The organism is Paenibacillus peoriae (assembly GCF_022531965.1).
Classification (GTDB): domain Bacteria; phylum Bacillota; class Bacilli; order Paenibacillales; family Paenibacillaceae; genus Paenibacillus; species Paenibacillus polymyxa_D.
In genome coordinates, this window is record NZ_CP092831.1 from 3,543,299 (window position 1) to 3,559,200 (window position 15,902).

Annotated in this window: 14 protein-coding genes; 3 read left to right on the top strand and 11 right to left on the bottom strand. The window is 44.4% G+C overall.

The genetic code is table 11. The features are described 5' to 3' along the window. Window positions 1-3: 3 nt before the first annotated feature. The 3 genes from MLD56_RS15570 to MLD56_RS15580 form a co-directional block, all read right to left on the bottom strand. Window positions 4-1,770, bottom strand: coding sequence for a DNA repair helicase XPB (locus MLD56_RS15570; RefSeq protein ID WP_029517639.1), 1,767 nt, complete (start codon window positions 1,768-1,770; stop codon window positions 4-6). Window positions 1,771-2,067: 297 nt separating this feature from the next. Next, window positions 2,068-2,496: a CBS domain-containing protein gene (locus MLD56_RS15575; protein ID WP_029517640.1), complete on the bottom strand. Its 429-nt coding sequence runs from the start codon at window positions 2,494-2,496 to the stop codon at window positions 2,068-2,070. A gap of 84 nt (window positions 2,497-2,580) precedes the next feature. Next, a complete protein-coding gene (locus tag MLD56_RS15580) occupies window positions 2,581-3,786 on the bottom strand; it encodes a M20 family metallopeptidase (protein ID WP_029517641.1) in 1,206 nt (401 codons plus the stop codon). A 249-nt stretch (window positions 3,787-4,035) separates the two neighbouring features. Between MLD56_RS15580 and ftsW the strand changes: the two genes are divergently transcribed. Next, the gene (gene ftsW / locus MLD56_RS15585; RefSeq protein WP_029517642.1) at window positions 4,036-5,295 is read left to right on the top strand and encodes a putative lipid II flippase FtsW; all 1,260 of its coding nucleotides are present in this window, start codon (window positions 4,036-4,038) and stop codon (window positions 5,293-5,295) included. A gap of 226 nt (window positions 5,296-5,521) precedes the next feature. Here ftsW and MLD56_RS15590 read toward each other — a convergent pair whose 3' ends face one another. Beyond that, window positions 5,522-5,887 carry an Asp23/Gls24 family envelope stress response protein gene (locus tag MLD56_RS15590; protein ID WP_013310912.1) on the bottom strand — a complete coding sequence of 122 codons (366 nt, stop codon included), beginning with the start codon at window positions 5,885-5,887 and terminating at the stop codon, window positions 5,522-5,524. A gap of 314 nt (window positions 5,888-6,201) precedes the next feature. Here MLD56_RS15590 and cax point away from each other — a divergent pair, with 314 nt between their 5' ends. Further along, a complete protein-coding gene (gene cax, locus MLD56_RS15595; protein ID WP_029517643.1) occupies window positions 6,202-7,272 on the top strand; it encodes a calcium/proton exchanger in 1,071 nt (356 codons plus the stop codon). A 141-nt stretch (window positions 7,273-7,413) separates the two neighbouring features. On the opposite strand, the gene MLD56_RS15600 is transcribed toward cax, so the two are convergent. From MLD56_RS15600 to MLD56_RS15620, 5 genes are all read right to left on the bottom strand, one after another. Further along, entirely contained in the window at window positions 7,414-7,704 is a 291-nt protein-coding gene (locus MLD56_RS15600) for an Fpa/YlaN family protein (protein WP_007431028.1), read from the bottom strand. 141 nt (window positions 7,705-7,845) lie between these two features. Beyond that, window positions 7,846-8,088: an HPr family phosphocarrier protein gene (locus MLD56_RS15605; protein WP_013310915.1), complete on the bottom strand. Its 243-nt coding sequence runs from the start codon at window positions 8,086-8,088 to the stop codon at window positions 7,846-7,848. Window positions 8,089-8,177: 89 nt separating this feature from the next. Next, a complete protein-coding gene (locus tag MLD56_RS15610) occupies window positions 8,178-9,293 on the bottom strand; it encodes an aminopeptidase (RefSeq protein ID WP_029517644.1) in 1,116 nt (371 codons plus the stop codon). Between the two features lie 76 nt (window positions 9,294-9,369). After that, window positions 9,370-10,221: a hypothetical protein gene (locus MLD56_RS15615; protein ID WP_141695450.1), complete on the bottom strand. Its 852-nt coding sequence runs from the start codon at window positions 10,219-10,221 to the stop codon at window positions 9,370-9,372. Window positions 10,222-10,415: 194 nt separating this feature from the next. Further along, window positions 10,416-12,401, bottom strand: coding sequence for a sensor domain-containing diguanylate cyclase (locus tag MLD56_RS15620; protein WP_029517646.1), 1,986 nt, complete (start codon window positions 12,399-12,401; stop codon window positions 10,416-10,418). Window positions 12,402-12,837: 436 nt separating this feature from the next. On the opposite strand from MLD56_RS15620, the gene rpsD reads away from it, so the two are divergent. After that, window positions 12,838-13,437 (top strand): 30S ribosomal protein S4, encoded by a 600-nt coding sequence (gene rpsD, locus MLD56_RS15625; protein ID WP_013310919.1) that lies wholly within the window; start codon window positions 12,838-12,840, stop codon window positions 13,435-13,437. Window positions 13,438-13,515: 78 nt separating this feature from the next. Here the strand turns inward: rpsD and MLD56_RS15630 are convergent, their stop codons facing one another. Beyond that, window positions 13,516-14,385, bottom strand: coding sequence for an AraC family transcriptional regulator (locus MLD56_RS15630; protein ID WP_029517647.1), 870 nt, complete (start codon window positions 14,383-14,385; stop codon window positions 13,516-13,518). A 201-nt stretch (window positions 14,386-14,586) separates the two neighbouring features. After that, complete coding sequence (tyrS, locus tag MLD56_RS15635) at window positions 14,587-15,840, bottom strand: tyrosine--tRNA ligase (RefSeq protein ID WP_013310921.1); 1,254 nt, start codon at window positions 15,838-15,840, stop codon at window positions 14,587-14,589. Between the last annotated feature and the right edge of the window lie 62 nt (window positions 15,841-15,902).

Genomic DNA, 15,902 nt, shown 5'->3' on the forward strand with positions numbered 1-15,902 from the left:
TGATTAGGCCTCCTTTTTCTTTCCACGATCTCCAGACTTAGCATCCCTGCTTCCAATAGCCTCTGTCACACTAAATCTGCGAACCGCATATTCATAGCCTTGCTCAATCAGGAACAGCTGACGACGAGCTGCAAAATCCATCTCCTTGCTATTCTCCGTCACTAGAGCATAAAAATAAGCTTTATTCTCGCCTGACTTTGGTCGCAAAATGCGTCCCAGTCGCTGCGCTTCTTCCTGGCGAGAGCCAAAGCTGCCCGATACCTCTATGGCTACTGCTGCATCCGGCAGATCCACCGCAAAGTTTGCAACCTTGGACACCAATAGGGTCCGAATTGCACCCTTGCGGAATGCATCAAACCAACGTACCCGCTCCGTCTGGCTCATTGAACCCGTAATCAGTGGGACACCGAGCTCCTGAGCCAATGTACGCAACTGGTCCAAATATTGACCAATAATGAGCGTGGGCAAACCACTGTGCTGCTGCATCAGGCTACGCACCGCCTCCAGTTTGATCGGATTTTCGGCTGCAATTCGGTACTGCTGTCTGCCCTCAGCACGCATACTGCGCTCCAAAAGTTCAGCTGTCATTGGAAGCCGCAACTCCACACAATCGACCTGAGCGATCCAGCCCTGTCGCTCCAGCTCCTTCCATGGCATATCATACCGTTTGGGCCCAATTAAAGAGAACACATCCCGTTCACAACCATCCTCTCGAACCAGCGTGGCCGTTAACCCCAAACGACGGGTAGCCTGAATGTCAGCCGTCGCCCGGAATACTGGCGCGGGCAGCAAATGAACCTCATCATATATAATGAGTCCCCACTTCCGCTCACTCAGCAGTTTCATATGCTCAAAATCCCCATCCTTGGTGCGACGGTGTGTCAAAATTTGGTATGTTGCCACCGTAATCGGGCGCACTTCTTTTTTCTGACCACTATATTCCCCGATGGAATCGGCAGAAATATCCGTCTTTTGCTTTAATTCTTCTACCCATTGCCGTACAGAAGTAGTATTAGATGTTAGAATAAGCACTTCACACTGAAGCCGATTCATCACCGCCATGCCTATCACTGTTTTTCCAGCTCCGCATGGAAGCACCAGTACACCACTACCCCCTAAGCCGTCCGCTCCTTCAAACGCATCAGCGGCCTTTACTTGATAATCACGAAGCTGCAACTTCGTTTGTCCCTTTCCCAAGGTAAAACTAAGCTGATTCCCTTCAAGATAGCCTGCCGTATCCACAACGGGATATCCCAAGCGAGTTAATTCCTGCTTGAGCAAGCCCCGATTTTCGGGCGGGACCGATGCGCTTTCCTCATCAACGCGAAGTAAACCAAGCTGTTTTAGCTCTTGCTTGGTCAGTAGCTCATCCAGTAAAGCGGGGGTCTCTGCTGCCAAGATCAAGTGATCACCTATTGTATAGCTGTTGGCTTTCCCTGTCTTTATACCTCCGTCTTCTTTCGTACCTCGTGAAAGCGTCAACGTCCCATAACGAGAAACGAGCTGTTCAATATCATTCAACAAATCACGTGGAATATCCCAACGGGACATGGAATACAAACTATTTTGAATGTCCTCAGCACTCCATCCGAGGGCAGCTGCATTCCACAAAGACAGTGGAGTGATGTGGTATGTATGAAAAGCGGACGGACTTTTAACCAGCTCCGCATAAATCTGCAACTGTGAACGAGCCCATTCCGAACCGGGCAAGCCCATTTCCAGCAGAACGGTAAAATCACGTTGTACAATACAAGGATGATCTGGATTCATGACTACCTCCTGATAATCTAACAATACATCATTTTAAAGTTGAATCAATTTCATAACTCATTAAAGTTTGGTGGTTGTAATTAGATACAGACAAATCGAATCATTTTGATCTATATCTAGTTTTGATTGAAGCAGCTAAAGGTATTATGAAATTGATTCAGTTATATAATAAATAGCTTATCCGTTTATTCGAATATCAACCAGAATAGCAAGGAGTCCAACCCATATTCGGGTTGAACTCCTGATTTAACGCCCGGGGTTAAGCCCCCCCAACAAATGCCTACCTTAATTATTCTTCTAGTGGACCTGCTCGGAAATATGACTAAGCGCCTCTCCAGCGTTGTCTGCAAAAATATTACGAACAGCCAAATCCCCGATTGAGACAATCCCGATCAGACGGTCTCCTTCCGTCACAGGCAACCGACGGATTTGCTGCTCCGCCATCAGTTCAGCTGCTTGGTCCACCGACATGTCCGCACTGGCTGTACGAATACCTGTCGTCATAACCGTATCGACTGAACCCGAACCCGAATTTTTAGCCGCATAACCGCGAACGACAAGATCACGGTCCGTTACTACGCCGATCAACTTATCACTGCCTTCGCTTTCCACAACCGGAATAAAACCAGTATCATTGTCCTTCATTTTGACCGCAATTTCATAAATATTGTCCTGCGGGGTAACCGTTACGCATTCTTTAGTCATAACTTCCTGAACCTTTTTCATGGGTACTCCCTCCTTTTCAAGAGTAGGGTACCCCATTTCATTCAGCTCATACTCCAGATTGAACCGTTCCCAATTCAACTCATTTTAGCCCTTAATTGCCCCTGCTTTTCGTTCCGCAGCGTATCCCGTAGACATCGCAATAAACAACCGAACCGCGTTAATCATAGCATCCTCATCAAAGTCAAATTTAGGATGATGGTGTGGATAAACCGCTCCTTTAGCTGGGTTACCCGCTCCTACGAACATGAAGCAACCTGGCACACGTTCCAAATAATACGCAAAATCTTCAGCAGGCATCAGCTTCGACGCTTCCTGTACATTCTCCTTGCCGAAAACAGATTTTGCTTCATTAAAGAAACGAGATGCTTCATGTGCGTCATTGACAACTGGTGGGTATCCCATAATATAGCGAACCTGTGCTGTTGTACCGTATGTTGCGGCTGTGAGCTCTGTTACCTCATGCAGTCGCTCCTTCATCACCGTTCGTGTCTCCTCATCAAACGTACGAATCGTTCCACTCAAGCGACACGTTTCTGCGATCACATTTTGCGCAGAGCCCCCTTGGATGGTTCCCACCGTCAGCACGGCAGGTCGTAATGGGTCGACTGAACGACTTACGACACTTTGCAATTGCATGACAAGAGCTGAGCCCGCCACGACACTATCATTAGTGGACTGAGGCATCCCACCATGCCCACCCTTACCTGTGATTTCAATATAAAAATCATCTGCCGCCGCCATCAGCGGCCCTGCACAACTCCCAGCCGTTCCGACAGGAAAAGGTGTCCATAAATGGATACCATAAATGACGTCCACACCTTCCAATATACCATCCTTTATTACACTGACCGCTCCGCCAGGCAGCAATTCCTCCGCAGGTTGGAACAACAACCGAATTTCTCCTTGCAGCTCGTCCCGATTCAGACTGAAATAGTAAGCCGTTCCAAGTAGCGCGGATGTATGTCCATCATGGCCGCAAGCATGCATGGCTCCGTCTACGTTGGAGCGATATTCACATTCCTTTTCATCCTGAATAGGAAGAGCATCCATATCGGCACGCAGCAGGACGACAGGCCCGGGTTTAGCACCACGAATGGTGCCTACAACACCGTGTCCCCCTACCTGACGGCGAATCTCGATTCCCCAACTCTCCAACTTATCCGCTACAAAAGCTGCGGTTTTGCTTTCCTGAAAGGAAATTTCGGGATTCTTATGTAAATGTCTACGCCACTCCACCATATTTTCTTGCAACTGGTCAAACCAGGTCTTGTCTATCGCATGTTGTGTCATAATGCTCCACCTCTCCTTTTAAAGCACCGGGCAAGTTCCCGATTCATCATGCAGCGTCACCACGTATGCACCGCTGCTCTCAAGTCTTCATTTTTATCCTATTGTAGCAGATATGGAATTGTTGTGATATCTGTTGCTCCAGGGAGGTTGCAGAAGCCCATCAAACATAATATGATAAAATGGGTAAACGATAAAATGATAACCGTCTGCGAGGAATATACCTTGTGGCGAATACCGGGGGAAGCTGATATGAGAAATACGAAGCCGGAGACTCGAAGAAGAGGCACACCGGATTTCCAATTGCTGATCCTCACTTTGTTACTGGTTGGATTCGGTGTAATTATGGTATTTAGCTCCAGCTCCAGCGTAGCTTTGCTGAATAAAGAATACAATTTTGACTCTTTATATTTTGTGAAGCGCCAATCTGCATTTGCTGTACTTGGACTTTTTATTATGTTGGTAGCTATGAATATTAAGATGGAAAAATATAAAAAGCTTTTTGTACCTTTATTTTTCATAACTATATTACTGCTAATCATCGTTCTTTTTACAGGCTCACTTAACGGCGCAAAAAGCTGGCTCAGGTTTGGTAGTGTTGGCTTCCAGCCAACGGAGCTTGCGAAAATTTCCATCATTCTTTACTTATCTGCACTGATTGTCAAAAAAGGAGATCGCTTTAGAGATCTGCGGACTGGCTACATACCTGTAACCGTCATTGTAGGCTGTGTTGCAGGACTCATCATGCTTCAACCTGATTTAGGCTCCTGCTTCATTTTGGTTGCTACGAGTGGTCTGATTATTTATGCCGGGGGAGCCAGTGTCAAGCATATTACAGCATCAATTGTTCTGCTCGTGCTAGGCGCCTCCATTGTATTTGGTATTGGGTCGTTGTTTGGAGGAGATTCTGGAACCACAGATGGACAAGCTGCTGCCAAGCAAGATTACAAAATCGGACGCTTTCAGGCCTTTCTTAATCCCGAGAAATATAGACAAGGAACGGGATACAATCTGGTACAGTCCTTGCAAGCTATAGGTGAAGGCGGCTTAAACGGGTCAGGATTTGGTAAAGGTATTATCAAGCTTCACTATCTTCCTAATTCATTTAATGATTTTATCTTTTCTGTAATTGGTGAAGAATTCGGATTTATCGGAACAGCCATATTCCTGATGCTATATTTGTATTTCATTTGGCGAGGCATGATCATTGCTCTGCGTTGCCATGATCCGTTCGGAACGTTGGTAGGCACCGGTATCATGGGTTTGATCGCCATTCAGGCCTTCATTAACATCGGCGGTGTAACCCAAACAATTCCAATCACTGGCGTAACGCTTCCATTTATCAGCTTTGGTGGCTCCTCCTTGCTTGTCATGATGTTTTCGATGGGCATTATGCTCAGTATTTCTCGTGAGAACACCAAACAAGCGGTGCAGGAACGCACCACAGGGGTAGCTGTCCGTAATGAAGTACCCAATCGCTTTCAAACTCGTAGAACCAACCGTTTTCGCTAAAAAAAGAACTTCCAAGGACCACTTACAACGGTGGCTTTGGAAGTTCTTTTGGTTATGTATAAAAATACGGAAACCTTCTGCAAAAATGGCTATGCTGTTGATTCATAAAACGAAAACTGGCGATTCTATAACCACCAGTTTTCGTGTTTTTATTCGGGTTATCCTACGGAATTCCCGGCATGTATACAATTGGTTAAAAATGTAGAATTATCGGTCCTTGATTCTATTACACTGCGTCGTCCTTGAACGCGACACCTTCCACTTTTACGTTCACTTCCACGACCCGCAAACCTGTCATACTTTCGACGGCTTCTCGTACATTTTGCTGAAGAATTCGGGACACCTCATGAATAGGTGTTTCGTAGAGTACGATAATACGTAGATCAATGGCAGCTTCCAGCTGTCCAACCTCCACTGATACGCCTTTTTGCACATTTTTACCGCTCAGCCTTTTGGCCCAGCCTTCCGATAAACCGCCTGACATTGCAGCAATGCCCGGTGTCTCTAATGCGGCCATCCCGGCAATTTTACCCACGACATCGTTGGAAATCTTGATGTTTCCTGCTTCCAGTTGTTGAATTTGCTCTGCCATGACCTATGTCCCCCTTCATCCATCCTTTATTTGTATTGTAAAGCCTCAGCCACTCCAAATGCAAACCCTACGTATGAAAAACAACTTTCGTTTACAACCTATATCATTTTGGGTATATTAATTTAGAAAATCCATACAAGTGAGCATTTTGCATAAACCCCAAGAGTGTTTTCCAATCAGCAATATATAGATCGAAACGCTTTAGTTCGTCTATATATTGTACTTATGTGCGATGGGAATCGAATTATGCAAAATGCTGAAGTGACAGCTTTCACCAAACTTGTACACATTTATTGATATCGAGGTGCTCTTCATTGAAAAAATGGTTATCTCCCGCTTTGCTTATAGCGACATTTGCTCTTAGCGCAGTCGCTCATTACACGCATTGGAACGCTATAGCCCAATTTGTCATTTGTGCAATTTCTGTTGTATTCGTAGCCGGTTTCCTCGGCAGGGCGACCGAAAGCGTCGCGCATTATGCTGGCCAACGTTTAGGTGGATTCTTAAATGCCACCTTTGGTAACGCAGCCGAACTGATCATCGCCATCTTTCTTGTTAAAGAAGGTCTTTACGATATGGTAAAGGCCAGTCTTACCGGTTCTATCATCGGCAATCTGCTGTTGGTGCTAGGAGCAAGTCTGTTCGCTGGCGGTTTAAAGTACAAAGTACAAAATTTCAATATATCGCTGGCTGGATTAAGTGGTTCTCTGATGATTGTGGCTGTTATTGCCTTGTTCGTTCCAGCTGTCTTTTTGAACACACACGTTATCACGGATAGCGAATCAGATACGCTCAGCCTCATTGTCGCAGGCACGCTCATTGTCGCGTATATTGCGTGGCTTATTTTTTCTATGATTACGCATAAGGACTATTTATCTGATGTGACCGAACAAAAAGATGAAGAATTACCACATGAGCATGCCCCTGTATGGTCCAGAAACAAATCCATTGCCTATTTGATACTTGCTACCGTCATGGTCGCTTTTGTCAGCGAATGGCTGGTAGGTACGCTGGAGGTGTTTACGACCCAATTTGGGCTCAGCGAATTGTTCGTAGGTGCCTTCCTCGTCGCTATTATTGGTAATGCAGCCGAACACAGCGCTGCTATTTTACTGGCGATGAAGAATAAAATCGGTGCATCGGTTGAAATAGCTGTCGGCAGCAGTTTGCAAATTGCGCTATTTGTTGCCCCTGTGCTGATATTTGTCAGTTACTTTATGGGAAACACGATGAATATTGTTTTCACTACTATTGAGCTGGTCGCCATTGCTGTCGCTGTATTTATCGCCAAATCCATCACCCAAGACGGCTCAACCAACTGGTATGAGGGGCTCATGCTATTGGTAGTGTATGTATTGTTAGGTGTATCCTTCTTTCTTGTGTAGCTTTTTAAGGTTTTAAAATGTTCATTAGGATGGTGGAAGGGGATGCGCTTTTACCATCCTAAAAGAACATTTTTTTAAAAAAAGGTATCAAAAAAAGCATGCTCTCAAGCTCCGCATGCTCTCATCAATTCAACCGTCTTCCTAATTGGCCTTATTATTCATGGCCTCATATAGAATAGCCAGATTGCGTTCCAGCTCACTGACCAGCTGTTTACCTACCATTTCCGGAAGAAGTCCAGCGCGAACCGCAAAATCCACTTCCTTGGAAAATCCGTACATCTGAGTATCCAGCACTTCCTCATAGAGAGGGCAATAACGGGTTGCCAGATTCTCCATCTGTACTTCAATAAGCTTCTTTATTTTATCTGCATCTTCCTGAAGCAGATTAATAGCCTTGATATTCAATTGTTCCTGCAAATCAGATGAAGTCATGGATTCTTCCCCCCTATGTCTCAATGTCGCACAAGACGTCCTATCCTTAATATTAGACCAAATTGCAGGCTAATACAAGAACCTGACAAAAAAAGCATCCCTACAGTTACAGGTAGGGATGCTTTTGCTTCAAGAATAAAGTTAGCTGGCTACTGAAATATGAAGTCCGTGCTTCTCGAACACCTCGATGATCGCTTTCTTGGCTTCCTCCGCATCTGGTCCATGAACGTGTAGTTCATAGCTATGGCTGCTGACTAGGGTCGTAAACAAGCCCAGTATACTTTTCACATCAATATACTTATTTTCGGAATGAAGGACGATGGAAGAGGTGAACTTGCTCGCCGTCTGTGCAATTTCAACAACCGCCGCGTTATTATTGGACATAGAAATCCCTCGCTTTACTGAATTGTCATGTATCGTTACTCATCCATAATGATACATTGAAATCGCTTTCTCAGCAAGAACGGATATCGTTATTTTAAATTTTCAGGGTTTAATGGCTCCAGCTCAGGCAGTACAAAGATGCCATCTTTACGAATCAAAACATCGTCAAAATAAATTTCACCACCGCCATATTCTGGACGCTGAATCAACACCAAATCCCAGTGGATCGATGAACGATTACCGTTATCCGCTGTTTCATAAGCTTGACCCGGTGTAAAATGTAAGCTGCCGGCGATTTTCTCGTCAAACAAAATATCCTTCATTGGATGTAAGATGTGCGGATTAAACCCGATGGCAAACTCGCCAATATAACGTGCTCCCTCGTCAGAATCGAGAATATCATTCAGCCGCTTCGTATCGTTACTCGTTGCTTCCACGATCTTACCATTTTCAAAACGGAATTTAACATTTTCAAAAGTAATGCCATTATACAGGGTTTGTGCATTGTAGCTGATCGTTCCGTTAACGGAATCACGTACAGGCGCGCTGTATACTTCGCCATCCGGGATATTACATTGACCTGAACACTTGATAGCTCCAATTTGCTTAATAGAGAAATTCAAATCCGTACCCGGTCCACTAATCCGTACCTTGTCCGTCCGATTCATCAGGTCTGCCAATGCATCTTGAGCTTTGTCCATTTTTGCATAATCCAGATTACACACATCGAAATAAAAATCTTCGAACGCTTCTGTGCTGATATTCGCCAATTGAGCCATGCTGTCATTCGGATAACGCAGCACTACCCATTTGGTGTGTTTCACCCGTTGTTCGCTATGTACCGCATGCTGATAAATGGAATTATACAATTTCATTTTATCTTCCGGCACATCTGACAAATCATTTACATTTTCACCTGCACGAATTCCGATATAGCAGTGCATTTGCTTCATCCGGTTAAGGTCAATCTCAGCCCAGGTCTCCAGCATCTCCTTTGTCGCGTGACGAAGCATGGTGCTCTGTACCTTACGGTCTGTAAGTTGTACAAAAACATTTCCACCTTTTTTACCAACTTCATGAATGATGGCGTTAAGTAAGTCGCGCTCTGTACCAATCATTTCGATTAATACATTTTCTCCAGGCTGCACTTCAACAGAGTAACCTACCAGATTTTCCGCCAGCTTAAGTATTCTAGGATCTTTCATGTAGTGTCTCTCCTTCTCTATTTCATTCTTTTTGAACGATGGTTAATTCAAAATTCATTGTATCACGCCCGCCACGTTACTTGTAGTCCTCAAAAGTAACTCTGGTTATCAAAGCCTCTTGATGCAGATCTTCATTTTCTCCCTGTCGGGTAATCTGGCATTCGGATGAAAGCTTTAAGGGTAAACCTGTTTGGCGATCTATGGTCAAATGATACACCGTATGCACAATGGATTGCTCCAGCTGGTTATTCATATCCTCACAACTTTGCGCCCATATTTGGCTCAGCTTCTTTCGCAGCTCTCGATTCGTTCCTGTCTGCTGCGTTTTTAATATCACGATTTGAGGGTTTAACGTATTCATTTCTTTTATTAAACGATCTTTCAACCAGCGCTTTGCCGAAGCAGATTCCGGTTCAATCCTCAACACCCAAGTTCCCCGGGCAGCTCCCGTTTCCATACGAATGCTCTTATTCAGTGTATTTAATTCCTCAAGCTCCTGAATCGGATTGAAGCGATTTAACATACCATTTCCAACCACAGGAGGATAACCGGATGTCAGCGAAACCCATTTCCCACTCTGACGAATAAAACGTTCCTGTGTAACATCATGCTCGGACTTACCTTGTTTCAGAGCTGTGTAGCCACCTTGCTTACGGAAAGCCTCTGCAGAACCCCAGTGCATGGTCAATTCATCGTGATTTCTTAGCCTACCGCGATATTCAAACTGCTTATTCGTTGGCAGACCACTGTCTGCTCTAATTGCAGTCCGTCCAGTAAACGTTACCATCTCTTTGCCAGCCATTCCTGCAACTGCTCTCTTAAAAATCTGCTCAGGCGTATATTGTCGATCCAGTGCACAACCACTTAACACACCTATTACAAGCAACACACCACAAACCTGCATCATCCATTGCTTTTTCCAATGCATCCCATCATCCGTCCTATCCTGAACATAACTGTACTCATGAGCAATAATCCTGCTTCAAGCCAGTTATGCTACCTGGTTCACTTCATCGTGTTATCCCTATAGTTCAATCATACACACGATATAGCTACGTTTAGGATTACCTGTCCGCAATGGGTTATACAAGACAAAAAGAGAACATTCCCTAGGAATATTCTCTACACATTGGCTACATGATCAACAACTATTCGATTGCGTCCTTCATTTTTTGCTTCGTACAAGGCCATATCAGCCCTATAAAATAAAGATTCAATACTGATCTGCTCGTCCAGCCAGTTCCATTCAGCAATCCCGCAAGAAACAGTCACCTGAGGCTCAGTTTCATGCTGTACGCGGTAACGTATTTTTTCTGCATATCCGAGCGCTTGCTGTACCCCCAGCTGCGGTAAATAAATGGCAAGCTCCTCGCCGCCCCATCTCGCACATACATCCTCATCGCGAGTCGCCGAACGAACGATATTGCTGACGCTTTTCAAAATTTCGTCACCCGTCTGATGCCCATGCGTATCATTCACCTGTTTGAATTGATCAATATCTACCAAAATAAGAGATCCACAGAAATCCTTTTCCTGATGTTGCTGAATGATTTGGTCCACATAATGACGTACATACAGACCTGTTAACATATCCATATTAGCCAACCGCCGCACCTCAGCGTGCAGCATAGCATTGGTTACCGCCAACCCGATATGAGGGGCTAGCATTTGCAACATTTTGTAATTATCGTAAGAGAAAAAGTGCGGAAGCTTGCTGGACAATAGTATAACCCCTTTAGGAGTACCGCTGGTCTTCATAGGTACAGCCATCAAAGACTGGGAGTGCGTCGCATCCATAAAATGAGAGGATATCTTCCCATCCTTTCTATAGTCCGACACAATCACTGGTTCCCCTGTTAAGCGTATTAGTCCAGCAAATCCATCTTCAAGAGGGTAACTTTCCAGTCTTAAGCTTTCCACATTACTCGACATGACCTTAAAACAGTTTCCATCCTGGTCAAGCTGTACAATACAACAAAAGTCCGCCATGAACATTTTTAATAACTCCTGCACGGCAAATTCAAATATTTCATTTAACTTCAGGCTCTGATTCAAGCGCTGAACCAGTTCATTAATGAGACGCAATTCATGGATAAGTACATTCGATTGCTCAAGCAGCTTTGCATTTTCAAATGCGGTGCCAGCCGTATCCGCCATCATGGCAATCAGCTCTACATCCACTTTTTTCATACTATCCGCGCCCGATGGAAGAATCATATGGAAAACACCGTATACGCCCTGCTTACCACGTAATGGGATGCCGATTTCAGTTATTTCATCTTGTGTACCGACAGGCTCATTCACAGCCATTTGCCCTTTCATAAATGCACGGACGCATACATCTTCGTCCCGTTCATGCAGCAGTAAAGGTTTGACCTGCGGATTGCGACTATGTCGATCCTGACTCATATACAAGGTGATATCTACATGGGGAAACAAATAGGCGATGCTCCCGAATACCTCATCCAGCACGCCTTCTACGTCAATTTTGTCATGCATCCGTTTTACAATCTGAAATAAAATAGAACGGCGTCTACCTTCACGATCGCTTCGATTCCGCATCCCAAGGACATCTTCCATAAATATGTACTCAAACTTCGTGTAAAAGCAGGATTTAAAATGTAAAGCAGCTGATAACAATGTGTCCAGATTTGGGACAGAATGTTGAGCAGGCCGTGTAAAACGAAGAGCGGCAAAGGGCTCGCTCTTGTAATTACGGCATAGTATGGGAACCATATACACAAACGAAAGGCTTCCATCACGAAGTTTGCGCTGGCTCACTTCCATCTCTCTAGATATGCAACAACGTTCGACCAAATCCAAATCCTCGTCATCATCTTCTTTTTTACCAGCAACACGAACACCTATAAAATTAAAAACAGCAGTATATTCTTCGTTAATCCAGGATATACCATTGCCCTGTTGTAACCAACTCCGATATCCTTGAACAAGCAGCTGGTTAATATAGGGGAAATCATAGGGTGTCATATCCATGTTCTGGAGCCAGGCAAAAGAAGTATATCCTTTATCATCAAACAGCGGAGCACCGCTAGCCTGGACCGTTTTACTGTCAAGCATTTGCTGATCCGTTGTTGAAAATTCCGACATATTAAGGCGCTCCTTCACAGCAAAATTAGCTGTACCAAGACAGCGGCTATACACCACTATAGCTCATAATATGATCTATTTTACTCCCAACTCTAGAAATTTGCATCCATTTTCCAGAAATTCGTCCCACTTTTTTAGTTCTAAAGCCCTATCGACAAAATTTGACGTTTTCATTCTTTTTCTCTTCTTGACATTGTCCTACTCTTACATGTAGTATATATTATTGAAAAAGACTGTACGGCAGAACTATCTACTGTGCGGATCTTAAATTTTGGGCGTAACAGTTTGTGTCACCCTCATCTTTTTTGTTGCTGACAGGACAGCGGCTGAACTTTTCTGTCAGTAGTGCGTCTCACCTTAATAGGTAGCGCCGAACAAATTGGAGCGCAAAGAGAGCCCCAACTCAAATTTTAATTATGAAGGAGTTAACTCTATAATGGCACGTTACACTGGTCCTAAATTTAAATTGAGCCGTCGTCTCGGTATTTCCCTGAGCGGCACAGGTAAAGAATTGAAACGCCCTTTCCCTCCGGGACAACATGGTGCAAACCAACGGAGAAAAATCAGCAACTACGGTATGCAGCTTCAAGAGAAACAAAAGTTGCGTCACATGTACGGCTTGGGTGAAAAACAATTCCGTACCCTGTTCAACAAAGCTCAACACATGCACGGTATCGCTGGTGAAAACTTTATGTTCTTGCTGGAAAGCCGCCTGGACAACCTTGTATTCCGTCTTGGCTTTGCTAATTCCCGTGCAGGCGCACGTCAATTGGTAGCTCACGGTCACGTTACTGTGAACGGTAAAAAAGTTGACATCGCTTCTTACCAAGTAAGCCCTGGCGACGTGATCGGTCTTCGTGAAAGAAGTCGTTCCCTGTCTTCCATCAAAGAAGCTTTGGAAAACCGCAACCACTTGGTAGCTTACCTGGAGTACAATGACGCAGCTCTGGAAGGTAAATTCATTCGTTTGCCTGAGCGTGGCGAATTGTCCCAAGATATCGATGAAAAACAAATCGTCGAATTCTACAACCGCTAATCCCTGCATTAGCACCAAAAAGCACCCGAATTTATTCGGGTGCTTTTTTTATATTCCTTATGATCGAGCCTGAGAGTTTTATTCAATGGGGATGTATACTTTCATGCTCAAATGATCTGGATAGGAGGAATTCATCACGTCCGTAATTTCAAAATCTGGTCCCTCCCTCCGTTCAAAATTAGAATTAGGAAGCCATGTGCCATAGATAAAGTCTCGTATATTCTGAACCCGTCCATCTGAACCCGAAGCGTCAAACTCAGCATACTTCCCTGCTGGAATCTCCATATATATGAAACCCTCTGCCAGTTCATTTGACTCTTTTTCAACTGCCTCGCCCACCACAAATGAAAATGCACCATTGTCTTCAAATCGACAGGCAACCCCATATGACATTCCCGGTGCGATCTTGTTCGGGATACACATAAAATATTCATTGGCTCCAAAGTGCCCATAAAATCCTGGAATTTCTTTATAGTGCTGCTCATTATTCAGATTTGTTTTATATTCATACCCTATAATTTTGGTCGTTTCGAGCTGCAATATCACTGGCTTGTTCACATCCAAATCCCCCTTCGTATTTTTTTGATAATCCAGAAAATTAATTTTGCTTTGTCCAGGAAGCTCAATATCACTGTTACGATATTTCCCAGGGGTGATCCCAAAATTCTTTTCAAAAGCGCGGGTAAAGGCTTCTTGCGAGTTGTACTGAAACTCAATAGCAATGTCCAACACTTTTTGATTGGATTGTTTTAGCTGTTCAGCCGCCTCGGACAATCTTCTCCTTCTTATATACTGTTGAACCGTAAAACCCGAAATGGCCTGAAAAACCCGCTGGAAATGAAAAGCTGAAAAGCATGCCTGTGAAGCAATATCGGCAATTTTTAGATCCTCCCGGAGATTCAATTCAATAAACTCAATCGCACACTGAATTCGTTTAAAATAGTCCATATAATCCTTCCCCACACTCGTAATTATTCTGATTATCGATCCTACACCCAAATTGTGCAACCCACGTTTTCATTATGTATAACTCTTCACCTACATGTTTGATTATTTGTGCTAAGTTTACCATGACTTTTCACTTGGCAGAAATAAAAAAGCAACGCTGAGATCGAGACAATCTCAGCGCTGCTTTTGAATATATTTTCATTATCCAAGCTTGATTTTAGCAAATTTCCGTTTACCTACCTGCACAATGTCGCCTTCCTTCGGCGTGTATGCTTCGTTCACATCGGTCCATTTCTCTTCGTTAATTTTGACCGAACCCTGCTGAATACTGCGCTTGGCTTCACCGTTAGATGCTGCAAAGCCCAGATGAGTCAGCAACTGGATCACACGAATGCCACCTTCTTCTAACTGATCAGCCGTCAAGGTGAACTCTTCAATATCGTCAGGCAGCGCGCGCTGCTGGAATACGGTCACAAAATGCTGCTTCGCTGCTTCCTCTGCTTCTTCACCATGGTACATGCGCACTAACGTTCCAGCCAGCTTCATTTTGGCATCACGTGGATGCACTGAGCCGTCCTTAACACCTTTCGCCAGCTCTGCCAACTCCTCGTTGTTGATATCCGTTGCAAGCTCAAAATATTTCAGCATCAGCTCATCAGGAACGGACATGGATTTTCCGTATATTTCGTTCGGCTCCTCATCAACACCAATGTAGTTCCCCAAGCTTTTACTCATCTTCTGAACTCCATCCAGCCCTTCAAGCAATGGTAAAGTAATAGTAGCCTGTGGCTCAACTCCGTATTCTTTTTGCAGGGTTCTACCCATCAGAAGATTAAACTTCTGATCCGTTCCCCCTAATTCAATATCGCTTTGGAGAGCCACGGAATCCATGCCCTGCATCAGCGGGTAAAAGAACTCATGGATGCTGATCGGCAATCCGTTTTGGTACCTTTTTGTAAAATCATCCCGTTCCAACATACGGGCAACCGTTACTTTGGCCGACAGGGTTACTACATCAGCAAAAGACATTGGCCCTAACCATTCGGAATTGTAAAATACCTTTGTTTTTTCAGGATCGAGAATTTTAAAAATTTGTTCCTTGTATGTTTGGGCATTGCGCTGTACATCTTCCTCAGTCAGTTGCTTACGAGTCTCCGATTTACCTGTCGGATCACCAATTCTGCCTGTAAAATCTCCGATAATCAGTTGTACTTGATGGCCTAATTCCTGGAACTGGCGCAGTTTGTGCATAACAACCGTATGTCCGATGTGAATGTCGGGAGCAGATGGATCAAGGCCCAGCTTAATTTTGAGCGGCTCGCCGCTAACGACCGATTTGATCACCTTACGCTTCAGCTCATCCTCCGGTACAATTTCCGCTACACCCCGCTGTATCACCTCTAGCTGTCGTTCTACCTCTACCTGTTGCTCCGGCTTCAATTCTTCCCACTTCATCCTGTATACCCCCTATTTTTCATCCAAAATATTACATATTAGACAAACCAAAAAGCCCCTTT